This is a genomic window from Lonsdalea quercina subsp. quercina (assembly GCF_000688655.1).
Lineage (GTDB): Bacteria > Pseudomonadota > Gammaproteobacteria > Enterobacterales > Enterobacteriaceae > Lonsdalea > Lonsdalea quercina.
Genome location: NZ_JIBO01000004.1, coordinates 1 through 24,546, shown reverse-complemented (window position 1 = coordinate 24,546; position 24,546 = coordinate 1). Strand labels below are relative to the sequence as shown.

Annotated in this window: 17 protein-coding genes; 2 read left to right on the top strand and 15 right to left on the bottom strand. The window is 57.6% G+C overall.

Features of this window, described 5'->3' with window-relative positions; genetic code table 11:
* Position 1: 1 nt before the first annotated feature.
* From RZ35_RS03005 to tssB, 15 genes are all read right to left on the bottom strand, one after another.
* Positions 2-1,417, bottom strand: coding sequence for a VasL domain-containing protein (locus RZ35_RS03005; RefSeq protein WP_026741968.1), 1,416 nt, complete (start codon positions 1,415-1,417; stop codon positions 2-4).
* Between the two features lie 47 nt (positions 1,418-1,464).
* Positions 1,465-4,905 (bottom strand): type VI secretion system membrane subunit TssM, encoded by a 3,441-nt coding sequence (gene tssM / locus RZ35_RS03000; protein ID WP_455709685.1) that lies wholly within the window; start codon positions 4,903-4,905, stop codon positions 1,465-1,467.
* 87 nt (positions 4,906-4,992) lie between these two features.
* Complete coding sequence (gene tssA / locus RZ35_RS02995; protein ID WP_455709682.1) at positions 4,993-6,402, bottom strand: type VI secretion system protein TssA; 1,410 nt, start codon at positions 6,400-6,402, stop codon at positions 4,993-4,995.
* Between the two features lie 11 nt (positions 6,403-6,413).
* Entirely contained in the window at positions 6,414-7,007 is a 594-nt protein-coding gene (gene vasI, locus RZ35_RS02990; protein ID WP_235195074.1) for a type VI secretion system-associated protein VasI, read from the bottom strand.
* Positions 7,004-8,542 (bottom strand): sigma-54 interaction domain-containing protein, encoded by a 1,539-nt coding sequence (locus tag RZ35_RS02985; RefSeq protein WP_026741964.1) that lies wholly within the window; start codon positions 8,540-8,542, stop codon positions 7,004-7,006. Before RZ35_RS02985 ends, vasI begins: the two co-directional genes overlap by 4 nt.
* A gap of 2 nt (positions 8,543-8,544) precedes the next feature.
* Positions 8,545-11,178, bottom strand: a complete 2,634-nt coding sequence (gene tssH / locus RZ35_RS02980) for a type VI secretion system ATPase TssH (protein ID WP_026741963.1) — start codon at positions 11,176-11,178, stop codon at positions 8,545-8,547.
* A gap of 16 nt (positions 11,179-11,194) precedes the next feature.
* The gene (gene icmH / locus RZ35_RS02975) at positions 11,195-11,971 is read right to left on the bottom strand and encodes a type IVB secretion system protein IcmH/DotU (protein WP_026741962.1); all 777 of its coding nucleotides are present in this window, start codon (positions 11,969-11,971) and stop codon (positions 11,195-11,197) included.
* A 19-nt stretch (positions 11,972-11,990) separates the two neighbouring features.
* Entirely contained in the window at positions 11,991-13,325 is a 1,335-nt protein-coding gene (gene tssK, locus RZ35_RS02970; protein ID WP_026739481.1) for a type VI secretion system baseplate subunit TssK, read from the bottom strand.
* A 2-nt stretch (positions 13,326-13,327) separates the two neighbouring features.
* Positions 13,328-13,843 carry a type VI secretion system lipoprotein TssJ gene (gene tssJ, locus RZ35_RS02965; RefSeq protein ID WP_026739480.1) on the bottom strand — a complete coding sequence of 172 codons (516 nt, stop codon included), beginning with the start codon at positions 13,841-13,843 and terminating at the stop codon, positions 13,328-13,330.
* Entirely contained in the window at positions 13,843-15,099 is a 1,257-nt protein-coding gene (gene tagH, locus RZ35_RS02960; protein ID WP_455709681.1) for a type VI secretion system-associated FHA domain protein TagH, read from the bottom strand. The genes tssJ and tagH overlap by 1 nt, the downstream gene beginning before the upstream one ends.
* Complete coding sequence (tssG, locus tag RZ35_RS02955) at positions 15,084-16,082, bottom strand: type VI secretion system baseplate subunit TssG (RefSeq protein WP_026741960.1); 999 nt, start codon at positions 16,080-16,082, stop codon at positions 15,084-15,086. Before tssG ends, tagH begins: the two co-directional genes overlap by 16 nt.
* Complete coding sequence (gene tssF / locus RZ35_RS02950; RefSeq protein WP_026741959.1) at positions 16,046-17,812, bottom strand: type VI secretion system baseplate subunit TssF; 1,767 nt, start codon at positions 17,810-17,812, stop codon at positions 16,046-16,048. Before tssF ends, tssG begins: the two co-directional genes overlap by 37 nt.
* Positions 17,813-17,814: 2 nt before the next feature.
* On the bottom strand, positions 17,815-18,249 hold the full coding sequence (tssE, locus tag RZ35_RS02945) for a type VI secretion system baseplate subunit TssE (protein WP_026741958.1): 435 nt from the start codon (positions 18,247-18,249) through the stop codon (positions 17,815-17,817).
* Positions 18,250-18,255: 6 nt separating this feature from the next.
* Positions 18,256-19,734, bottom strand: coding sequence for a type VI secretion system contractile sheath large subunit (gene tssC, locus RZ35_RS02940; protein ID WP_026741957.1), 1,479 nt, complete (start codon positions 19,732-19,734; stop codon positions 18,256-18,258).
* 30 nt (positions 19,735-19,764) lie between these two features.
* Positions 19,765-20,268 carry a type VI secretion system contractile sheath small subunit gene (gene tssB, locus RZ35_RS02935; protein WP_026741956.1) on the bottom strand — a complete coding sequence of 168 codons (504 nt, stop codon included), beginning with the start codon at positions 20,266-20,268 and terminating at the stop codon, positions 19,765-19,767.
* A 1,626-nt stretch (positions 20,269-21,894) separates the two neighbouring features.
* Between tssB and RZ35_RS02930 the strand changes: the two genes are divergently transcribed.
* Both RZ35_RS02930 and tssI read left to right on the top strand, forming a co-directional pair.
* Positions 21,895-22,413, top strand: coding sequence for an Hcp family type VI secretion system effector (locus tag RZ35_RS02930; RefSeq protein WP_026741955.1), 519 nt, complete (start codon positions 21,895-21,897; stop codon positions 22,411-22,413).
* Positions 22,414-22,613: 200 nt separating this feature from the next.
* The gene (gene tssI / locus RZ35_RS02925) at positions 22,614-24,467 is read left to right on the top strand and encodes a type VI secretion system Vgr family protein (RefSeq protein WP_026741954.1); all 1,854 of its coding nucleotides are present in this window, start codon (positions 22,614-22,616) and stop codon (positions 24,465-24,467) included.
* The last annotated feature ends 79 nt before the right edge of the window (positions 24,468-24,546 follow it).

Below are 24,546 nucleotides of genomic sequence, written 5' to 3'. Positions count from 1 at the left end.
GTCAGCTGCCCGTATTTTTCTGCTTGAGTTTGAATAACCGAATACTCAGCGCATCCAGCTCGTTCTCCATCCGCTCCAGTTCGCCGGGGTTGACCGAACCTCGCTCCGCCTTCTGCGTTTCCAGCTGCTTTAACCTCTGGGTGAACGGCGTGCCGGAAAGCAGGCTTTTCTGGATCTCGTAAAACTGGGATTTCAGATAGGAGATGCTGACCGTTTTTCTCTGCTGCTCCAGTTCCTGCAACTGCCTGAGCATCCCGTCCACGCGAGCCTGCGCCTCCAGATACGCAGGNGAAGACGTCGGTACATCCTGACGCAACGACAGCGACTCCTGCCACTGTCGTCCCATCTCTTTGACGGCCAGCGAGTCGGGATAGAGCATCTGCAACGAGTTCTTGAGATCCTCGCCATACTGGTAAACCGCGAGCGGCGAAGCGTGTTTGACCTGATCCAGCTGCGCCTGATAGCGCGCGATGACCCGGCCTTCCATTCCCTGCAACGTCTGTTCGCCCAGCGAGATGCGGACCTGGCGGATATCGTTGTAATCCAGCGTGTCCGGCAGCGCCTGAGCAGGCTGCATCAGCAGCTCGACCGCGGCGTTTTCNCGCGCCTGCATCGTCTGCCAGCCGAAGACCGTCGCGACAGGCAGCGCGCAGGACAGCAAACCACAGGCAAACCAAAACCACGCCGGTTTATGCTTACGACGCGCCTCGATTTTCAGCACGGTGGGTTTGACCTCGCCCTTTTCTCGCCCGNCCAGAATGCTGCCGGTCGGCAACGCAGGCTGATCGGGCGCGCTCGTCGAAGCATCCCCGTCCGACTTGAAGTACACCATCGGCGGGATCTGCATGTCCTNCTTTTTAATCTCTTGGTCGTCAGAGACGATCACGATTTCCGTCTCGTCGAACAGGTGGGTATACCCTTCGATAAAGNGAACCAGATTCTCGATGCGCGGCACGCGGCTCAGGCCGACGTTGTGTAGCTTTTCGCTAATCAGCTGCAGCGAGCGTTCACAGCGGTAGATCAACCGGCGATCGTCCTGACTGATGGCATAGCCGCGGATCACCTCGCTGACGCGGGCGATAAACCAGTCGATCATTTCGATGCGAGCGCGATCCTGGTGCACCGGCGGCCAGAAGTTGTCCCACTGGGTCACGATCAGGTTGGCGAGAAATTCGCAGCCTTCGGTAAAACCGTTCAGCCCCTGTAGCCGTGACCGGGCAAGGACGAAATACACGGCGGTCTGCAAATCCACCCCGTGCTTTTCAAAAATGATGCCCGCCATTTTATGGATCAAGGCCCAGTCCACTTCCGGCCGTGAGGCATGGCTCAGCTTGTTGATTTCGATGCGTAAGGTTTCATATTCGGGCAGCATTCGCGGATCGCGACCGACTGTCAGAGCCTGCTGTGCGTCTTGCATAGTGATGAAATCCATTCAATGGGGGCGCCATCAGCGCCCCCTTTACATTAATACAGTGATTCAGGCAGTTGGAACTGGCTGAACAGACCACCGGCGAACGGGTTGTGGCTGGCGTCGGTGTAAACGCGATAGGACATCGATCCCTGGTCGACGGCGAATTGCACGTCGAATGTGTTCTCGTTGACCTGCCTCAACTCGCCCGTATTGATCAGGCGGAACATCGCCCACGGTCCGATGTAGCCCAGACTACGCGGCGAACGCTCGCGGTTGTCCGGTACCAGCGTGATTTTGCTTTCCGCGCCGTCCCGCATGTTGTTCGGCCACACCAGCGGCGTTTTCTGACGGCGGCCGTGAGAGTACTCCAGCAGCTGTCCGTCGAGATTGAGTACGCTGCGGCGCTTATTCGCGGTTAGCTCGATAGGCTCCAGCACGAAGTGCACCTCCAGTCCGCCCTGCGCATTGAACAGGGTTTTACGGATGCGATCGGCGCGATCCAGCTGCTTGACCAGCTCCGTCTGCAACGTCGAGCTCACATCGCCGCTCCCCTGACTATCGTTCAGGATGGACTTCAGGTTGGCCTGATAGAAGCTGTCCAGCGTGCCGCCGGGAGCGAAGAAGCGCTCCATCTCCGACAGCGCCACGTCCCTGTCCGACTCAGGATTGAACGGGTAGCGATCCGCCAGCTGATCGTTGAACGGCGTCACCACTTTGTCCTGCCATTCCTGATTCAGCGAAGACATCGCCAGATCCATCACCAAATGCGAACTCTGCTCGGCGATCTGCCCGACCCAGCGGTCCAGCGGCGTCGGCAGGCTGCGCGCGTACTGTTGCAGTGCGAACGCCGGATCGGCGAAGCGGTTGGTCTGGCGCAGCTGCATCGCTTTGAGCGCCGCCTGCCCCGGATCGCCCGCATTCACGATCTGTTCCAGACTGTGGTAGAACTCCGTCAGCTTTTGGTTCACTTCCTGGATCAGCGCGACCTGATCGCCACGACCACTCAGCGTCGNGTTGGTGGTCATAAACGTGCGGCTGATGCGCGCATTCATGAGCTGCGCCGGGTCGTTGTCGTTATCCGACAGCTTACGGGCGCGAGTATTATCGTTAAGGGCGGCGATCACACGCTGGAAAGGCTGATCGTTACCGGTGATGGCCGTCAGCACGTCCAGCGCCTGCTCCGGCGTTTCCAGCGGCTGCACGTCCAGACCGGCGAGCACTTTCTGCCACTGGTTGACGTAGTCGGTGATATAGCGATCGTTGACCTGACGCTGGATCTCCCTTCGGTCTTCCTCGCTCAGATAGACTTTCTCACGCTGGCCCAGCACCCACGCGTCAAGCGCGGCCAGATCGAACAGCGTCTTATCCTGTTTAACGAAATATTCACTGAAGCCCGCATTGGTCAGCAGCCGAGGCACCGTGCCCGCTTTGTCGTTGCGCAGCGCGAAGACGGTATCGAACACCGGCCCGACTTCATCGCGCATCATCATATCCGGCGGCAGCACGTCCAGCGACTTGGTCACCAGACTCTGGTAGATACGTTGGAACATCGGCAGTTTACTCAGCTCACGCTGCGCGTCGGCGATCGGCATCCGGAACGGTTCGAAGGCGGCGATCGCCTGCGCGTCCTTCTGCTGACGGGCCTGGTGCCAGTCGGTGTGCTCCAGCGCATAGTCCAGATGCTGCATCAGATGTTCCTGCACCTTGCCCTGNCCGGGGAACGCCCGCTGCCAACGCTGTCCCATATACTGCTCGACCNCCGACTTGTTGCGGCCGGACGCATCGTCGATCATCCGCATGATGCGCAGGATCGCCAGCTTCTGCTCGCTGCCTTTGGGGGCCTGATTCAGATCGTCCTGCAACCCCTGCATCACCGCCGGCAGGAAACGCTGACTCAGCAGCTGAAGATAAGTGCCTTCCACGAAAGGACCGATCTTATCGCCCTGATATAGCCCCATTTCCGACAGCACCGGCGTTTTTTCGCGATAGTCGCCGAACGACAGCGTGGCCTCGCGGATCAGGTTAAGACGCGGCAGCTGTCCATAGCCAAAGCCCTGATTCTGCTGCCCTGCCAGTTCGGNGGTGTCCGTAAACGCCTGCGCCTTGTTAAGTACGTTGCGCCCGGCCTCTTCGTTCAGCCGGTAGTAGTGATGCCAGCCGATCACCAACAGCGCGGCGAGCACGCCCATGCAGCCCATACCGATGCCGATCCGGCGGCGGCGGTAAAGACTGTGCAAACGGTTCTCCCCGGCCAGATGCGCTTCGGGGAAGATGACGCCGGAAAACAGGCGTTTCACGAAGAAGGTGTTGGACTCGCCCTTCAGGGCCGAATTGACCGGCTCCGGCAGTTGATAACGGAAGGTGGCCGCCTGCGCGAAGGCGTCGAACGGCACGCCCTGCTGATAGACAGAGCACGCGTAAACGCCGCGTACCAGCAGTGGTTTGTACTCTTCCGGCGTAATGGCGGCGGCGAGGATCTCCTCAACATAGTCCTTCAAACCGGCTAGCTGGCGCGTAAAGCTGAACAGAGCGCTGCGCTGCTCGCTAGTGAGATTGGAGAGCATCTTGCCAGGCAGATTGTCGTTGAGCACGGAAACCCATTTATCCCAAAAGGCATCCAGCTCTTCCTGCCAGCCTTTCCCGGCGCTGGCCTTCAGGTCAAAGGTCACCCCCAGAATGGACTGACGGGTCTCCTTGTCCAGCTGACGGTAGGCGATATCGAAGCCGCGCAGCATATCCAGCTTGGTGAGCGCGACATAGATAGGCAGGCGGGTGTTCAGCGTAGTGGCGATTTCCTGAATCCGGCCGCGGATCAGCTGCGCATAGGCTTGACGTTCCGGCACGCTGGCATGAGATAACCAGGCCAGATCCAACGTCAGCACCAGACCGTTCAGCGGCTGACGCTTACGGTTTTGGCTCAGCCACTGCAACAAATGCGTCCACAGACGTTCATGTTTGCGTTCATCCGGAGCGTGATCGGGATTCGACGGTGCCATCATCTGACCGTCGGGATCGAAGATAATGGCGCTTTCGCCCACCCAGCAGTCCACTTCCTGACCCGCCGCGAAGTCTCGCAGTTCGGCATCCAGATGCGGATTGAGCTTGTTGGCCTCGTTGGCGCGGTGGATCAGGCTGCTTTTACCGCTGCCCGGCAAACCGATCGTCAGGTACCACGGCATCTTGTAGAGGATGTTCGTTCCCAGATTTTCGCGCAACGCCAGCAGCCAACGATCCAGAAACGCCTGCTGCTTGTCGACGAAGATCTGTTGAGGATCATGCTCGGCGATCTTCTGCTTCTGCTGCTCCGCCCGGATATGACGTACGCGACGCCATAGTCGCCAGGCGCTGATGCTGAAACCCAGCCAGAGCCACAGCAACGTAAAGACGATGCGCGACCAAATCGTATCCAGCGGCCGCGTGTCGAACACGGTCAGTCGCGGGCCGAGCCACCAGGCCAGCGGCAACACGACAATCCAGAGCACGATCCCCAGCATGACCCAGGAGAGCTTTAGCTTCGGCAACTGTTGCCGCAAAAAGGTAATGATTGTTTTAAACATAAGTGACCATTCACTCCGAATGTCTTATTTTGACCACGAGGTTGCAAAGCGCTCAAGGCGGCTAACCAGTCCCGGCTCCCACTGCGACAGTCCCAATCGCTGGGTTTCTTGCCACAAAGCGTGGTAATGCTGTGTTGCTAACGTCTTCATTCCTTCCTCCGCCAGCAGATCCGCTAAGATCAGCTGGGCGTAGAAACGGCCTCTGGGCTCTTTCATCTTGGCCATCTTCTCATCCAGCAGCGTCATGGCGGCGTTCAGGCCCTTCTCCGCCCGACATTTCGCCGCCTCGCCCGCCAGATCGTCGGATTGCCCGGACGACGACGCGCTGTTCGCCTGTCCGGCATCCACCCACTCTCGGCAGGCGTCGGTCAGGAACGGCGTCCCATCGTTGAACGTAAGTTCCCGCAGGGTCGGCAGACGCGTCAGGAAGGCGTGCAGCTCATCAGCGATGGCCGAAGCCGTCGCTTTACAGTCCAGCGATGTGGCGATCTGCGCCGATAACATGTGCCCTTCAAACCAGTACGGCGCCAATACCAGACTCTGCTCCACCCGCGCCCACAGGGCCTTGTCCGCCTGCCCCATCGCCGCCTTGTACTCGTCCACCCTATCCACCGACATGGGAGCCAGTTGCGTGGCGTTGCCTTTTGCGGTCAACGGCGGCGTGGTGATGCCGGACCAGATAGCGTGCCGACGCAGACGGTATCCCACCGGGGTATCCACCTGCTGTTCCACCAGCAGTTCCGCCACTTTGAGCTGCGTTTGCCGCCAGGCGCGGTCATCCGAATGATTGATGTCGACGGACGGTTTCGGTTCCGCCTGACCGGACGAAGCCGATGCGACGCTGGCGCTCGCCTGCGCGCGCGGAGGCGGTTCATTTGCCTTGTTCTGCTCTGCGCGCCGNCTCTGCGCGCGACGCAGGCTGACCGTCAAATCGTCAAACAGCGTGTTGTCGGGCGCGATGGCGGACCAACGCTGGGCGAACTGCTCCGACAATGTCAACAACTGACCCAGTTCGGCCACCGAGGCACTCTCGGCGACGCGCGGCAACACGCTGTCGAAACGCTTGGCGGCCTGCGTCATCAACCGGGTTTTCTGCAACGAGTTCTGCGGCCATGCCGTGGTCCAGTAGACGTTCACCCAGTCGTCCAGCAGCATCATTGCAGTCGCGAATGGCGTCGCCTTCGCCGGATGCTGCAAGCAGCGCAGCAGTTGGACGACGACGCGCATGTCTTTGGTACGGCTTTCCAGCAGCGTCATGCACTGCTCCGCCACCGCGTTGATATCCACCTGGCTGTGGGCGAGCGATCCCAGCTTCACCATCTCGGTTTCGATGTCTTCCCAGAGCGGATCGTCCGACGGAACCGCGCCGCTGACCCGGTCTACCGGCAGGGGCGTCAGCAGCCGCTGACACCAAGGATGAGAGTGGATTGCCATCGACTGTTCTCCTACCAACGACATTGCTGACGCAGCGGCTTCAGGGCGTCCCCCAGACCAGTGAGGTCGACCTGCACCGTCCTGCCGCGATCGTCCGACAGCAGCAGCTCACGATGGCCGATCCAGCGTTTAAGCTCTTCGATGGCGGGCAGACCGCGCCCGAATTCCAACAGCATCCCCCGGTTGCGGACGAACCAGTTGTCTGCGGTCGGTTCGCCATCGATGCGAGCCTGAATCTGCTCACCTGGCCACGCGTTATCCAGCTGTAAGCGCAAATGCGTAATGGCGCTGGAGCAGGAGATGGTCAACGTGCCCCCCTCGACGGCGCGGCGCGTCAGTGTCTGGCTGTCCGAGGCATCATCGCGATTGAGGACGAACCCGTCGCGGCCGCGAGCGGAATGATTCGCCACGAGATCGTGCCAGTCCGCCGGACGCGCAGACGTGCCGGCAGTCGGGGCCGACGCTCTGCCGATGGCGTCGTAGCAGGCTAACCGCACCTGCGGCACGGTTTCCTGGCCGCACTGCTGCAATAGCCGCTCCCAGTGGGGGGCAGGCGCCGTCGACGCCGAAACCAGCAATGGCAACAGGGATAAAATACTCATCATTTCACCTCCAGCTTCTGGCACTTGTGGTCCAACGTCCGTTTGGGGATGTTGAGACTTTCCGCCACCAGTAAGCGATTTCCCTGGAAATAGCGCATACGCTCGGCGATCACCGCCGCTTCGTACTGCTGCGTCGCCAGACGCAAATCCCGGATATGGTTGTAGCCGTCTTCCAGCACGATAGACTGGTCGTCGAGGCGATTTTTCAGCTCCGGAGGCAACGCGTCCAGACTGATTTCCTGTCCCGCTGGGGTATTGGCGCAGGCCACTTCCAGCAGGTTCTTGAGTTCACGGACGTTGCCGGGGAAGTCGTAATCGATCAAATGCTTGAGAACGGCGCGCGGCAATGCCCCGAACGTTTTGCCTTCCTGACGTTCGAACAGCGCGATGAAATGTTCGCACAGCAACGCGATGTCATCCGGCCGTTCCCGCAACGGAGAGACCTGGATCGCGCACTGGCAGAGCCGGTGGTACAGATCCTGCCGGAAGCGTCCTTCGCTGACGTACTGCTCCAGCGGCTGATGCGTCGCCGCGATGATGCGAAAGTCGGAGTGGCACTCCTTATCGCCGCCCAACGGACGGAAGGCATGCGTTTCCAGCACGCGCAGCAGCTTGGCCTGCATAATCATCGGCATATCGCCGACCTCATCCAGGAACAGCGNCCCCCCGTTGGCCTGCGCCACCAGTCCGTCTTTGTTGCACTGCGCGCCGGAAAAAGCCCCTTTTTGATAGCCAAACAGCTCGCTTTCAATCAGATTTTCGGGGATGGCCGCGCAATTGATGGCGATAAACGGCTTGTCGGCGCGGACCGAACACTGATGCAGCAGACGCGCCACCACGTCTTTGCCCGCACCAGTTTCGCCCTGGATCAGCACCGCCAGATGATGTTGAGCCGCCTGACCGATTTGCTGATGCAGTCGGCGGATCGCCGCCGACTGCCCGACGAGCGAGGTCTCCAACAGTTTCTCTTGCTGGCGCAGCCGCGCGTCCTTACCCTTGATCTGNCGCAGCGAGTCTCGCAGCACGGTCTGCTCACGGCGGCTGCGGCCCAAATCCCGCAACAGGGCAAGCTGATGCGNGAAAATGCGCGCCAGCAGCGGCAGCTCATCTTGCTCATGCCACATCCGCAGCCGGACGCCGCTGTCGAACAGCGCCAGAACGCCGACCGACTTGCCGTTCTCACCGTTGACCGGCAAGGCATGCAGACCGCACTGCGCCCCGGCTTCCGCCAGCAGTCCGCGAAACGCGGCGTGTTCTATGCGCGCGCCGCCGTACAGAGAGTCCCAGGTTCTCACCTGATTTTTGTGCAATACGTAAGCCAGGGGATGGCTGAAGTCATCGACGTCCAGCGTCAATAACACCGGTTTGCCGTGAATCCATCCCTCACAGGTAAATTGCCGCCCGCTGATATCCACCAAGCCCAGAACTGCACCGCTCGGCCGCCAGTGGTCCCGCAGGGTATCCAGCAACCAGTCGCAGAGTTCGGCCTCGTCATGAGGCCGGGTCAGCGAAAGCGTGAATTCAAGGGCTTGCTGCATCCTCAGCCCTCCACCTCTGAAACAAACTGGCCGTCGTTCACGCTGAAGCGAATGCGCGCAATGGCATCGCCTGCGGAGATCCGTTGCAGCAGCTGCAACGACACCGGCGGCAACAGATGACCGTCGATCACGGACTCCAGCATGCGCGCGCCGTTTTCGCTGCGGTTAGCCAACCGCAAGATCTCTACCGGCACGTCGTCGTCGATAACCACTTCAGCGTCGAAGCGGGCCTTCAGCAGATTGACCAGACGAGAGAGCTTGCCGTGGACGATATCGACCAGCGTATCCTGAGCCAACGGCAGGTAAGGAATGACTTCCATACGCGCCAGCAGCGCCGGTTTGAAAAAGCCCGCCAGTTCGGGATAGAGCGCATCCAGCAGATCGTCCTGCCGGTCGGCGTAATCCACGATGGTCTGGAAGCCCAGGTTGGACGTCAGGAAGAAGACGACGTTCTTACAGTCGATTAGACGACCTTCGCCATCCGCCAGCTCCCCTTTATCAAAAGCCTGGTAGAACAGGTTCAGTACGTCGGGATGCGCTTTTTCGACTTCGTCCAGCAGCACCACCGAGTACGGCTTCTGGCGGATGGCTTCCGTCAGGATGCCGCCCTCGCCGAAGCCGACGTAGCCCGGAGGAGAGCCGATCAGGCGAGACACCGTGTGTTTCTCCTGATATTCCGACATATTGATGGTGGTCAGGTAGTTGCGGCCGCCGAACATGAGGTCGGCGATCTGTAGCACGGTTTCGGTCTTGCCGACGCCGCTCGGACCGACCAGCAGGAACGCCCCTAGAGGACGGCCCGGACGACGCAGATCGGCGCGGGCGGTCAGCAGATGNTTGTGCAGTTGGGCTATCGCCAGATCCTGCCCTTTGATCGTGTCGCCGAGGTGCGTCGGCAACTGGGTGACAACGTCCAGCTCGCCCTGCGAAATGCGGTTCAGCGGCACGCCGGTCCACTCGGCGATCACCGCAGCGATCTGCGCTTTATCCACGTGCGCGGAGACCAGAATGGCGTCTTCCTGCAAGGCGGCCAGCGCCTGTTCGCGCTCGNCCAGACGCTGCGTGGCGTCCGCCAGCGACAGGGTTTCCTCGCCCAGCGTGACCTCGTCGGTGAGTTCATCGGCCAACAGCGCCGCGCGCAGTGCGATCACCTCGCTGACCAACGCCTGCTGCGCCTGCCAATCCGCGTTCACAGCGGTAAGCTCCGCTTCATCGGCCTGCTGAGCGTCACGCAGCAACGCCAGTCGTTCCGCATTATCCCCCAGACCGATCCGGGTCTGACGCTCAAGCTGAAGAATTTCCTGCTCGCGCTGGTGCAGCTGATTTTGCACATGGCTGATGGCGCGCGGCGGCGTGGTCAGATTGATGGCGACGCGAGCGCAGGCGGTATCGAGCACGTCGATGGCTTTATCCGGCAGCTGTCGGCCCGAGATATAGCGTGATGACAGTTGGGCCGCGGCATGCAGCGCCGCTTCGTCGATCAGAACGCCGTGCGCCTTCTCGTAAATGCTGCGCAGGCCGCGCAGGATGACGGTGGCCTCTTCCGCGTCCGGCTCACCCACTTTGACCATTTGGAAACGGCGCGACAGGGCGGCGTCTTTCTCGACGTATTTCTTGTATTCGCTCCAGGTCGTGGCGGCGATGGTACGCAGCTCGCCGCGCGCCAGCGCCGGTTTAATCAGGTTGGAAACGTCCAGCCCGCCGGCCTGATTGCCCGCGCCGATCAGCGTGTGGGCTTCATCAATGAACAGAATGATGGGCTGAGGCGAGGTTTTCACCTCCTGCATCACCCCTTTGAATCGTTTTTCGAATTCGCCTTTGACAGCGGCGCCAGCCTGCATCGCGCCTAAGTCCAGCGATAGCAGCTCGACGTTGCGCATTTTCTCAGGCACCAGATCCGCCACGATGCGCAGCGCCAGACCTTCGATCAGCGCGCTTTTACCGACGCCGGCTTCACCCACTACAATCGGGTTGTTCTTACGGCGGCGCGACAGGATATCGATCATCAGATCGATCTCTTTATCGCGACACAGCACCGGGNCCAGCCTGCCCGCGCGGGCCTGCTCGGTGATGTTGTCGGTGAAGCGAGCCAACAACGACGCATCGCCCTGAGACGCCGCCGCGCCGCCGCCCGCGTTGCCGGCGGCCGTAGACGAGACGTCCGTTTCCGCAGAGTCTTTCACCCACTCGTCGAACTGCTGACGCAGCAGCTCACGGTTCACTTTCGCCAGAGAGCGCGTAACCGCTCCGGCGAGGTAGCGATTGGGGGTCATCAGCAGGACCAGCAGCAGCACCCCGCTGCGCAACGTGGCGTGCTGCATCTCCGCGGACGCCAACAGCCAGCTGTCCTGCAACCACTCAATCAGCAACGGCGAAAACGAGGGGTAGCCCTGATCGTACTCTTTATCCACGCCGGATGGCTGGAGCAGTTGCGTCAGCTCATCCACATCCACCTCAGCGCGCTTGAGGATCTGACGCACGTCGCTGAGCGGCGTGTCCAACATTTTCAGCAGCAAGTGTTCGACCCGGATTTCCGCGCCCTGGCAATTCACACACAGGGCCGCAGCCTCTTCCAGCATGTGTCGACAAATAGGATTAAGCCGTTCAACCAACACCGGCAGTTCTATTCGAATCATCGTGTGATCTCCTATCTTATTGTAATAATTCCCCCAGTTGACGAAGCACGTCCTGGGTCTGATTGCTGAGCTGATAGTGATAAAGACCGAAGATCGCCGCTAACACCACGCTGACGCATAAAAACAGCGTGAAGAGCGAAATCTGCCGGCGCATCCGGTAGCCGGAGGACTGCTGTCCCAGATCGAGATGGAAGACGGAGGGTGTCTCCGCCGATTCCGGATGCAGAATGTTGTGAAGCTTGCGGACAATACCTTCGAATTCGTCGCGGCCCTGCGTCATCACGCGGTAGCGCCCCTCAAATCCCAGGCACAGACAGAGATAGATGAACTCCAGAATGTCCCGATAATGGACCGGATCGGTCTGCAATTTGCCCAGCAGGACAAACACCTTCTCTCCACCCCAGGTTTCGTTGTGGAATCGGGTCAGCAGCGAATGCTCCGACCACACGCTCTGGCTGCCCCATTCGCGGCCCATGACGGCCTCGTCGATATAGGTGCAGAGGATGTAGCGAAACGACAAAATGACGCCGTTTTCATAGCCGTGCGTAATCAGCTCCTGCTCAATGGCCTGAATTTCCGACACCACTTTTTGGTACAGATCGGGCACCTGGTCATACGCCGTCAGATGACGCACGCGCTCCACCATGCCCAGCAGCGGCGTCACGGCGTCAATCATGGGGTTGATGCTTTGGCCGCGTAGCCGAAACCAATAGTCTGAGTCCATATCCAGCTGTTGGGCGTGGTCGTACAACAAGTCGCCCAGCAGCTCATTGCGGATAACATCGATCGTCATCTAGCTCTTCCCCCGGTAATTAGCTACGAATAGCCCAAAGCTGCATATCCAGATCCGGGAAGTCCCCGGCAATATGGAACGCCAGCGTGTTGTCGCCCACCAGCATCTGCCAGGCGGCGCTCTGTCGATCCAGCTGGAAATAGCTGTAGCCCGCGTGGTACGGCAGCTGACGAGGCGCTACCGGCAGCGGCAGCAGCGGAACGCCCGGCAGCTGCAGGCTGATCAGTTCGCGGATCTTGTCGCTGGACGCCACTTTGGTCTGCTGCAACAGCTGTTTGCGCAACTGCTCCTGCGGCATTCTGGCGCGTACGGCCAGGACGAAGTCGGCGCTGGCCATCAGCTCGCTGTCGCCGACCATCGCAATCATCACGCCGTACTGGTGCTTACGCAGCTGCAACGAGACGGCGCGCGGCGACAGCACGGTGCTCAGCGCCTGACGGAACGCCATCATCAGCGGCTCAAAACTGCTCTGCTGGTCGTCGTGGCGATAGGCGGGAAACTCCGGCGGCAGGCGGGATTCATCCGTGAACGTCATCAGTTCGCCGCAGACCTGCACCAGCGCTTCATGCAGACGCTCGGGGTGCAGCGTCCCCATCCGCGCCAAATGCGACAGCAGCGGCTGCGCGCGGTTGAGCAACTGCAACATCATGAATTCGGCGACGTCGGCGACCCCCTGCTGTCCCGGCGCGGCGATGCGCTGCGCCAGACTGCGGGCGCGTTCGGCCACCAGTCCGGCGGACTCGCCGAGGAAACGCTTAAGCGTTGGGATCGCGGAAATGCTGATGCTGCACGGCATGAAGTTCGGGTCCAGCACCAGACCGCCATCCGGCCGTTTATCCAGAATCTGGGCAATCGCCAGCGAGGCGTAGGCGCTGCGATCGTCGCGCTCCAGCATCAGACGCAGGCTGACCTGCCCCACTTCCAGCGACACCACATCGCCGCCTTCGCTGTGCAGATCGCGCACGTCGTGGCGGTGTGCATGCAGTCGCGTCGCAATCTGCTGACCGCCGTGATTGACCTCGCTCACGCCGCTGACGGACAGCGGGATCGCCAGATAGACCTTCTGATTGACGACCGACGCATCGGTGATCTCCAGCGGCTGCGGCAACATGTCATCGCTCGGAATGTTAAAGACGGTGCCGTCCGGCATGATCCCGGTAGCGGACACCAGCGCGATGCGCCCAAAGTTCAGGTACTCTTCGTTAATGGTCAGCGACTGAAGGCCGTAGAAAAAATCGCCCATCGCGCTCAGACGCGCGTGCAGAGTGTAATCCGTATGCCTTTGCTGCTGTTGAAAATGCTGAGGTTTGATGAATAAACCTTCACGCCAAATAATCCGATTTCGGCTCGACATAGCTATTCTTCTTCTTTTTGGAGTTCGACTTCATCCAGACGCAGATGCACGAGAATCTGATAGGCCCGTCCGGTATTTTTCACTTTGATGACCTTGCGCCATTCGGCGCTGTCGGGATCCGCATAGCGCGCAACGACGCCGATATAACGTATCTTCTCATCCAGCTTGACCGGCGGCAGATACTTGAACTGTCCCGGCAGCAAGGTGTAGTCCTGGTGGTCGATGTAATTCTTGCCCAGCGATTTCTCCAGATCGGCCGTCACCTGGTCGTAGTCCGTCGCCAGCAGCTTGGAGTCTTCCGACAGCATGACGATCTGAAACTCAATCGGCGCCGCTTCCCCACTCTCGTTGGGGTTCACGTCCGGCTCGGCAAGCAGGCTGAACCCGGCGGTCGAGGGTTGGCTATCGTTGCTCCCCACCTGAATATCCGGGTTCATTGCAACGTCAGCCATCTTGCCCATAGTGGTACAGCCTGAAAGCAGCAGTAATACCCCGGAAAGCAAGAATGTCCGCAGCATCAGATTAACTCCTGTTGCTCACGAACGACGCGGTCGTAGGCCTGGGAATACACCTGCTGGAACAGCTTCTGGAATCCCTGCTGGCGTTCGGACGTCAGCTCGCGGAAGTAGTGCTGGTACATGGACCAGGCCCAGCCATCGTCCATGGGATTCTGCTCGCCGGCACGGCGATAATGTTCGAAGCGCTTGAGCAACACGTCGGGGGAGAACGCCTGCAAAATGCTGTCCAGCGCGGTCGCGATGGCCTGCTCGTTGGCAATGTGGTGGATACGCACGTTGCGCAGGACTTCATCGACGGCGGCAGGTGCGGAAAGGTGCACCGGGCTTTTCTCTTCAGCGAACAGCAACGACAGCGTGTCGTGGTAGTCCAGACTCAGACGCAGCGGATTGTCTTCAATCGGACGCAAATGCTTGTCCGACAGCGCCGCCTGGTCGGCCTGCAGCTTCAACAGCCCTTCAATCATGGCGCGCAGCGTTTTTCCCATGTCCTCAAGGAAATTGCTGAGATGCTGATTGTTGCCGATGTCCAGCGTCTGACCGAGGCCGCGCATCAGCGGGGCCAGCGCGTTTTGTTCGATGTTGTCGCCGGCTGTCAGCGAATCAAAACGGTCCTGTATAGCGGGTAGCTCGAGAAATTCCTGGTCCATGGTGCCCTCAACGGCTGAAGAAGAAGTAGATGAAACACGAGTCGTAGTGGAGAATTCGGGCGTTGCCCGCGTCTCCTGAGTAAGGAATGCGTTTGCGCCGGTTTGTTCTTGCTGTAGCGCCAGTAGCGGGTCGCTGGCCGGGGATGGCGTAGACGTTTNTTCGTTATTCTCCGTGGCTTTTTCCTGCGCAAGCCAGTCATCCAGCTCATTTTCCGAGCGGTTGCCAATGATCTGCGCCAGTTCCGGCTCCGCGCTGACCTTGCCCATATACACTCGCAGCCTGAACGGTCCGACCGTCAGTTCGTCGCCCTGATCCAAAAAAACTTTTCTTGAGCGCCCGATGGGCGAGGTCGCACCATTGATGAAGGTTTGGCCGCTGAGATCACACAGGCAAAAGCGCCCATCATGCAGTTCGATGCGCGCATGTTCAGGCAGCACCGCGCCTAGCCGATCTTTCAGCTTCCAACTATCCTGCTCCGAGGAGCCCAGCGTGCCGCCACTTTGATGAAACTGGTATTGAACCTGGGAGTTGCCTTCCAGCTGTTCACTGTTCAGCACCACCAAAGAAAGTTGTTGATTAAGTTCGTTCACGATTACTCCTGCACGCAAATAGTCACATCAGGCTCGCTCGGCGGCTCGCCGAGAAAGCTGCTCCATCCCAAACGAGCGCTCTGCTCATGTCCCAGGCGAAGCCCTTTCGCTTCTCCCAAACCGAACCCCAGCCGCAGGTCCCACGCGCATTGGTCGCGCAGGATGAAGGAAACGAAGCGCACCAGTGGCTCGAAATGTTCGCCGTTGGGCAAAAACTGTAAAAACTGCGCAAAGCTCAGGTTATTGATTTTCAGCAAAAATTTTCCCGCGCAGTCGTTAACCTTGTCGCCGATAACGAAGTCGTTGCCCATCATGGAGTTGGCCCTTCCCAACCGATTCTGCTGGTCCGTATGAATCGGCACTTTGCGCGCCTGCCACGCGATAACATCGACCATGTCCAGGNCAAAGCAGTGCGCGACCAGCCCGGCCACCACTTCCGGCGAGCGACTCGGACTCGCCAGCATTCCGGCGTAGGACAGCATCTTGGCCCGGTTGACCGGCAGGCTCTCGCGCACGGCGTCATTGCCCAGGCCCACCAGCGCGAACATCAGCCGCGAGAATCCATCTTCCCCTTCGTCCTGAAAGCGGACGTGGTAACGGTATTTGCGCCAGAGGCGGTGTAACAACGTCAGCAGGCGGTGGTGGAAGAAATCCAGAAACGCGCCCAGTTTCTGTTCGCCCTGCGCATACTCCCAGGCCAGATCGTCCAGGTAGTAGCCGGGCATAGGCGATTGACTGCCGTGCAGGCCCATGAAGGCGACTTCCAGCACATGGCCCTGCGTTTCGTCCTGCGTAATGCCTTGTATATCGCTGCTATGAAAACCCAGGGACGCGGTGGATTTGAACCGTATGCGTTCCTGTTCAGGCCGGTAGTCCAGCCCCCGCTCCTGATCCACGCCTTCCAACCGGTTGACAAGCTCGACCAGCTGGAAAAAATTAAAGCGCGGCGCATCATCCCGAAACATCACATCATGGAGTGCTGACCTATCTGGACTGGCCATTTGTAGCGCTCCTTGTTATCAAGGTTGATGATTTCCAATAAATGGAAGGCGTTGACGCTGGCGTAAAGCGAGAAGAAATGCGCCAGTACGGTGCCGAATAGATACAGCTCGCCTTCGCTGGCGAAGGCGGACTGATACACGGACAGCACCGACTTCAGCCCACGTACCGGCATCCCGCGAATCAGCCGGTCTATCGGCGTGGTTTCTATTGATTCGATCCCGGCCAGACGCTTGCGGGACGCCTGCTCGGCCTGTTTGTCATGCAGCGCCGGGAAGTCGTACGTCCGCAGGATCTGCACCAGCGCGTCGCGACGCAGCAACGAAACATAGTTCAGCGACAGGTTGGAGATCAGCGTCCAATGCAGGCTGCCGTCCAGTGCGGGACGCAGCGGCCGCGTCGGCCGGATAATATTTCTGAACTTCGCGAACGACGGCGAGCTGCCGGTCGGCATGCAGACGGCGCCGACTGGCAACTGAGACGCTTTGGAGCGGTTCGTGCAGGTCAGCGATACCGAAATGGACTCGTCCATATCAACCGCTTCGGTTTCATCACCGCGCACGAACGATAGCGCATGGTCGAAACCGTCGCCGCTGACCGCCTCGCGCACGCGGCTGCGGTAGTACAACGCCAGACGGCCTTTGGCGCGCTCAATCTGGTGCTGGAAGCTTTCAAACGGCTGATACTGTCGCGGCTCGCCGCGAGCGCGCCCGATATGGCCTTCAATCCATCCCTCGACTTTGTCCACCGAGAAAATTTCGTAGGCATCCGCATGTCGGTAACTGGCTTTGAGCGGATACTCCGTCTGGCGGCCGTTGAGGTTGATCGGCTCGCTGTCATGCTGGAACAGGTTGATCGCCGGTACGCAGTTCAACATGAAAGAGTCAGGACGGATTTTGAGTTCCGCAGGCAGCGGGCAGGCAAAACAGAAGTGGATTTTGAAATCAGTGACCGACAACGGCTGGTTAGGCCAGTCCGCACCGGAAAGCTGAAAGAACAGGAAGGCTTCCGGGAAGCAGAAAAATTCCTGCAAAATTCGGTAGCCGGAATAGACGTTGCTCGGATAAGGCAGCAGTGCATCTTCCCGTTCGAAGCCGATCGTTTTTAACGTACTGGCTTCTTGTCTGAATCGTGTCCCATCGATTTCAAGCTCGATGTGGGAAAGCTTACTGGAGAGCCAGAAATAGAGTTCGTAGGCGGTGTAGCTGTCGCCTCCCAAATAAAACCGCAGCTTGTCCAACTGCAACTCGTTGAGCAGCATCGGTCCGTGCAGGTTGAAGTCCAGACTAATTTTGGAGAGGTCGTTACCGCTTTGTACGCTGATGTCGCGGATATCCGCAGGATACACCCAGGCGTCATGACAGGTCTGGAAATGGCATACGACGTCGTCGACTGGCTGGCTATCCAGCATACAGCCGCGGCTAATTAAAGCAGGCCGTGCAATGGCTCCAGGGATCACTGAGAACTGCATAATCGTCATGCTGGGAACCGGACGTAAATAGTTCGGCCACAGCATGCCCAGCAGCCCGTGGGTCAATTCAGGAAATTCATCCTCAATTTTTGCCCGCAAACTTCCCGTCAGAAAAGCAAACCCTTCCAGCAGCCTCTCGACGTCCGGATCGGTGGTTTGTTCTGATAGAAAACGGGTCAGTTCAGGGTGGGCATCGGCAAACTGGCGTCCTTGCAAACGCAGGNAAGCTATTTCATCCCTGAAGTAGTGTTCCAGAAGCATAGTTACGTCATTCTATAGTGTCGGTGACTGTCCATATGGATATTGAAGGAAGTGACCTGCTCCAGCTGTTCCAACCGTACGTGAGCTGTCACCTGAAACGCCATTTCGAGCGGGCTAGATGGATAGTCGTTGGAACTGACTTCGACATGAACGATGCGCGGCTCATACTGACAAATGCATTGCCGTATCGCCTCACGTATCCGACCACGTATATCTGCTCCGCCCTGCGTCGCGTCATTAAAATCAATGACGCCGAGATCAGGCGCACTGCGACAACTTCCCGGACGCGTATTGAGCACCTGGTCGAGTTTGCGTTTTACCGACTCAATCAGACACTCCAGCTCGTCCTGAGGCGAAGAACTGCGACGTTCTTCGCCCCGGATACGATCGAACAAACTGGCGGCACTCCCTCTATCCCACGAAGAGAGAGAGGCCATCAGAGATTATTCCTTGTCCAAACGTCCCACCAACGACAGTTCAAAATTCGCCCCCATATACTTGAAATGAGGACGTACGGACATTGCGACCTGATACCAACCCGGTTCACCTTCAACATCCAGAACCTTGATCTGAGCGGCACGCAACGGGCGACGGCTACGAACGTCTGCCGGCGGGTTTTCCTGATCGGCAACGTACTGTTTGATCCAGCCGTTCAGTTCACGTTCCAGATCCTGACGCTCTTTCCAGGAACCAATCTGTTCGCGCTGCAGCACTTTGATGTAGTGAGCAAGACGGTTGATAATGAACATGTATGGGAGCTGTGTGCCCAATTTGTAATTGGTTTCCGCTTCTTTCCCTTCTTTGGTGTTCGGGAACACCTTCGGTTTTTGCACCGAATTGGCAGAGAAAAATGCAGCATTATCACTGTCTTTACGCATGGTCAGAGTAATGAAGCCTTCCTCTGCCATTTCGTATTCGCGACGATCGGTGATCAGAACTTCCGTCGGGATCTTGGCCTGCAATTGACCCATCGCTTCATAAACGTGTACCGGCAGGTCGGTAATCGCGCCACCGCTCTGCGGACCGATGATGTTCGGACACCAGCGATATTTCGCAAAGCTGTCTGTCAGCGCCGTTCCCATCAGATAGGCCGTGTTACCCCACAGGTAGTGATCGTGGTCGACGCTGATATCTTCTTTGTAGTTGAACCCTTTGATCGGGTTTTCGACCGGATCGTACGGCAGACGCGCCAGGAAACGCGGTGCCGTCAGGCCCAGATAGCGGGAATCTTCAGATTCGCGCAGAGAGCGCCATTTGGTATAAGCCGGGCCTTCGAAGACGGATTTGAGGTCTTTGATGGTCGGCAATTCGGTGAAGCTGTCAACGCCAAAAAACGTCGGGTCAACCGAGGAAATGAAAGGTGAATGGGCCATCGCGCCCACCGCGCTCGTGTATTGCAGCAGCTTGATATCCGGAGAACTTTGCGTGAAAGCATAGTCACCGATGACCGCGCCGATCGGCTGTCCGCCGAACTGGCCGTAACCGCTGGAGTAGACGTGTTTGTAAAAACCGGACTGGGTGATTTCGGGCGCGAACTCAAAGTCATCCAACAGCTCCTGCTTGGTGGCATGGAGCAATAGAATCTTGATGTTTTCACGGAAATCAGTGCGATCGACCATCAGCTTCAGCGAACGCCAGGAAGATTCCAGTTCCTGAACTTCCTCGGCGTGCAAAATGACATCGACCTGCTTGCTGAGCTTTTTATCCAGCTCAACAATCATGCTATCTACCAGCGCCTTGTTGACCGGCTCGCTCGTATCGCCACTGTCCAGAATATTTGAGATCAGTGCGGCGATCCCCTGCTTGGCGACGCTATAGCCTTCATCGACAGGCGTAAGCCGGGCTTGGGCCATGATCTCATCAAGCAAGGAAGGAGCGGCACTTTCTGCGCCCGCCTGTACTTTCTCTTCTACTACTGACATGTTTGTTTCCCTTCTCGTCAATCCAACGTATTACTCAGCTGGTTTCACCAGATCCAGCTCTTTCAGCAGCTGTTCCCGCGCATCTTCGCTTGCCAGCAAATCCTGCAGACGATTACGGAATGCAGGGATGTTGCCAAGCGGGCCCTTCAGCGCAACCAGCGCTTCACGGAGCTCCAGAAGCTTTTGCAATTCAGGTACTTGTTCAGCAATACGGTCGGGGGAGAAATCAGCTAAAGATTCGATATTGAGTTTTACAGGCAGGTCATCCTGGCTCTCTTCTTCCAGGCGATTAGGCACGCTGAAATTGAGTTCCAGTTTGGATTCTTTCATAACGGAAGAAAAATTGTTTTTATCGATCGATACAGTAGAACGTTCCTCAATCGGCGTTTCTTCCGTACGACCTTTCATATTACCAACGACCATCAGAGTCAGCGGCAATTCAACTTCGCTTTGCTGTCCCCCAGTCGCGGGTACATATTTGATATTAATACGTTCCTTTGGTGCAACGGATGCACCGTCAATTCCTTTTCCCATATTCGCATACCAGGTTTAGGCCCTGACTGGCCAGAAAACACATGGTCGATTCCTTCCAGGGTACGTCCGAGGTTAATTAGAACAACACTGTTCGGATAAGAAAAATAAATTACTTTTCGTTTATCGACCGTTGATATTACCTAAGCAACTGGATATAACCAATATTACTTCCTCTTGGTATATCCATTACCAAATAGTAAAAAAGCAGTTAACTTCGAGCTAATTGAGCGATATAACGCTAAATACTGACGAGGCGATGATACACACACCTGTTATAAGTGGTCAATAATAATATCATTCTGTATTGCTAAAACAAAAATATCTATAGAATCATAGATATAAAAAGAAATCCAAAATCAAAAAAGAGAATAAATCAACAAAAAACCAAGTTTTTCAAACATAAAAAAACGGCACAATAATGGCGCTTAAATTTTGATTAATGACCAAATAGTCACCATAGTTACTGTAACCATCGTGTCGATAGCACGCCGGTTTATCACAGATAAATGCACACATTGAACTGTAAAAAGTAGTTTTTGTCAGGTTGTCGCGGGGTTTGAGGCATCGTTATTCACTTTACATGTGCTGTATCGATTGTTAACAAAATAACTTCTGAATAAGAAATCAGATAAAACCATTGGACTCAGCAAATACGGTGTACCGTCGTCATCATGCCCGTTATCTAATAATAGCAGTTGTGTTCCCAAGCTTAACGATCCTATTAAACATGACATTCCTGGCAACACAATTAACATCTCTATCACTCATTTCAAGCGAATAACAAAGAATCGACCACTCACTGAAAACCGATTATGTCCTGACAATATGACTTAAGGTGGTTCTAACTCCCATCTTACAAACCCCAGTTATTTTAATACCATTAAGGAACAGGAAATTAGATGTGCCATATAATCTATTTGCAATTTGGGATAAATAATTTTTTGAGACTGATAACCAGCTGGTATAAAAACAAAAACGATAATGGCGCAAAAGTCAAACAACGAGATAACATAGCAAGACGGACGACAAGTTCGAGCACATTGTTGGTATGTGGTGAAGAGAAGATAAGGAAGTTATTTGTGAAACGTTCTTTGGCAGGATGTATGACAAAATCGTGCCGCTCGCCGCAACAACATAATGCATCCGTTAACGTGATGTTTGGAATTCGCCTCGGCTCATCCATCAAAACGTCACCGATGATATCAATCCGTTCATCAATAAAACTCAAGACTATGGAATTTCCGGTAATAAGGCGTTATTGACTCTCCGGATCCAGAGTAATGAACCGATCGTGCGAGATGAGTGTTTAGCGCTGAAATGTCTTGATTTGAAGACGGATCAATCGCCCTTACCTATCAACATGACGGACTCTGGCGATCGCTAAGTCAAATTATCAGAACAATTGCCAAATCTGCGCAACTTCTTGCGCACTTTCCAGCACAAATCACTTTTTGCGCAATGTTTGCAAACGATCTGCGCATTCTGCGCAACTTTTTGCGCAGATTTTGAATAGGCTGAAATGTATATTTTAAATTCCATTATAAAACAATAGGATAAAAGTTGGCATAGCCATTGCATTGTCAAGCGGGCGAAAGTAAAAACCGTTCAACAACAAGGAGCAAGACTATGCCAACCCCATGTTATATCAGCATTGAAGGGAAAACTNAGGGCAACATCACCGCCGGTGCCTTCACGTCCGACTCCGTCGGCAACATCTACGTGCAGGGCCACGAAGATGAAATGCTGGTGCAGGAATTCAAACACATCGTGACCGTCCCGACCGACCCGCAGTCCGGTCAGCCGTCCGGCCAGCGTGTGNACAAGCCGTTCAAATTCACCGTGGCGCTGAACAAAGCCGTTCCGCTGATGTACAACGCCCTGGCGTCCGGCGAAATGCTGCCGACCGTGACCCTGAAATGGTACCGCACCTCGGTTGAAGGCAAGCAGGAGCACTTCTTCTCCACCACGCTGACCGACGCCACCATCGTGGATATCGACTGCCAGATGCCGCACTGCCAGGNCCCGTCCAAACTGGACTACACCCAGCTGATCCAGGTGTCCATGTCCTACCGCAAAATCGACTGGGAACACACCGTCGCCGGAACTTCAGGCTCCGACGACTGGCGTGCGCCGGTCGAAGCGTAATACCGACCACCCGGGCTGCGGCCCGGGTTTTTCCGTTGTATTCGGGTGTTGCGGCGTGGGCAGACCCAGGCCACAGCAAAAGCAAAAAGATAAAAGCACACAAGAGTACCGACCACCATTACGGCGGCATCGCAGGCGCACGGAGCCACACTCCGGGGCGTGCGGTAGCCGTGGCGTCAGGGAAAAAGGAGAGGGATAACGTGGCAAGCATGACCGGGCTTCAGTTTACCGTAACGATAGGCGCACTGCCGGAGAGCACCTTCTCGGTAGTGGATTTTCAGCTGGACGAGGAGCTGAACCAGCCCTTTGCGCTGGGGTTGTCGCTGGCGAGCGCGCTGCCGGCGGTGGACTTCGGNGCGGTGCTGGACCAGCCGTGCGAGCTGCGGGTGTGGTACGAAGGCGAGCTGCAACGGCGGGTGAGCGGTATCGTCAGCGAGTTCGGTCAGGGCGACACCGGCTTTCGGCGTACGCGTTATCAGGCGGTGGTGCGTCCGGCGCTGTGGCGGCTGGGCCTGCGCACCAACGCCCGCATCTTCCAGGCGCAGAAGCCGGAAGAGATTATCAGCGTCCTGTTGCAGGAGGCCGGTATCACCGACTTCGCCTTTGCCCTGCGCAACGAGCACGCCCAGCGGGAATACTGCGTGCAGTACCGGGAGAGCGACCTGGCGTTTATCAACCGGCTGGCGGCGGAGGAAGGGCTGTTCTACTTCCNCGAATTCGAGGCGGGCAAACACCGGGNGGNGTTCGCGGACGACGCGGTGGCGCTGGGCAAAGGCCCGGACCTGTTCTTCAACCTCGCCAGTCAGGGATTATCAGAAGGCGCGTACGTGCGCCAGTTCAGCTACCGGGAAGCGGTGCGCACGGCGGAAGTGGAGCTAAAAGACTACAGCTTCAAGACCCCGGCCTACGGCCTGTCGCACAAGAAGCTGGGCGAGGCGCTGGACCATCAGCGTGAAAGCTACCAGCACTACGACTACCCGGGACGTTTCAAGAAAGACCCGAGCGGCAAGGCGTTCAGCGGCCACCGGCTGGATGCGCTGCGCGCCGACGCGGTCNCCGGACAAGGCGCGTCGAACTGCGCGACGCTGATGCCCGGCAGCGCGTTTACCCTGACGGAGCACCCGAACCTGACGCTGAACATCGGCTGGCAGGTGGTGACCGTCAGCCACACCGGCACCCAGCCGCAGGCGCTGGAAGAGGAAGGCGGCGGCGAGCCGACGACGCTGACCAACNCGTTTGGGGTGGTGAAGGCCAGCACCACGTGGCGAGCGAAAATGCCGCATCGCCCGATGGTCGACGGCCCGCAGATTGCGACGGTGGTCGGTCCGGCAGGGGAAGAAATTTACTGCGACGAATACGGCCGGGTGAAGCTGCAGTTCCCGTGGGACCGCTACGGTTCGAGCGACGACCAGAGCTCGTGCTGGGTACGCGTCAGTCAGGGCTGGGCGGGCGGTCAGTACGGCATGATAGCCATCCCGCGCATCGGTCATGAGGTGGNGGTAAGTTTTCTGGAGGGCGACCCGGACCAGCCGATCGTCACCGGGCGCACCTATCACGCCACCCATCCCGCGCCGTATGAACTGCCGGCGCACAAGACCCGCATGAGCATCAAGAGTGCGACCCACAAAGGGGTCGGCTTCAACGAGCTGCGCTTTGAAGATCAGGCCGGGCAGGAAGAGCTGTTCCTGCATGCCCAGAAAGACATGAACACCGTGGTGCTGAATAACCGCAGCACCTCGGTCAACGTTGACCACAGCGAGAACGTCGGGCGCGACCAGACGCAGGTGGTGCAGCGCAATCAGACGGTGTCGGTACAGGGCGACCAGGTGACGGAAATTCAGGGGCAGCAGACCATCGCCGTGACCCGAAACCGCAGCACGGTGGTGAACGAGGCCGAGACGCTGCACGTCAAGGGCAACATCACCATTCAGTCGCGGGAAGGCAGCATCCAGATTGGCACCGGCAGCGGCTATATCCTCATCACTCAGGATGGCGACATCAATATCGTGGGCAAGCACATCGTACTCAACGGTACCCGCATCGATTTGAACTAAAGGACGGCAACAGCATGTATCAGATGAATGAAGGCACACTGGCGATCCCGGCGGACTGGCGCGACGAATCTCTCCATGT

Bases quoted from the DNA above. Each gene is read 5' to 3' on its own strand.
- tssE (WP_026741958.1), bottom strand. From the start codon at position 18,249: ATGGCCTCTCTCTCTTCGTGGGATAGAGGGAGTGCCGCCAGTTTGTTC.
- tssK (WP_026739481.1), bottom strand. From the start codon at position 13,325: ATGTCGAGCCGAAATCGGATTATTTGGCGTGAAGGTTTATTCATCAAA.
- tssB (WP_026741956.1), bottom strand. From the start codon at position 20,268: ATGGGAAAAGGAATTGACGGTGCATCCGTTGCACCAAAGGAACGTATT.
- tssJ (WP_026739480.1), bottom strand. From the start codon at position 13,843: ATGCTGCGGACATTCTTGCTTTCCGGGGTATTACTGCTGCTTTCAGGC.
- icmH (WP_026741962.1), bottom strand. From the start codon at position 11,971: ATGACGATCGATGTTATCCGCAATGAGCTGCTGGGCGACTTGTTGTAC.
- vasI (WP_235195074.1), bottom strand. From the start codon at position 7,007: ATGATGAGTATTTTATCCCTGTTGCCATTGCTGGTTTCGGCGTCGACG.
- tssC (WP_026741957.1), bottom strand. From the start codon at position 19,734: ATGTCAGTAGTAGAAGAGAAAGTACAGGCGGGCGCAGAAAGTGCCGCT.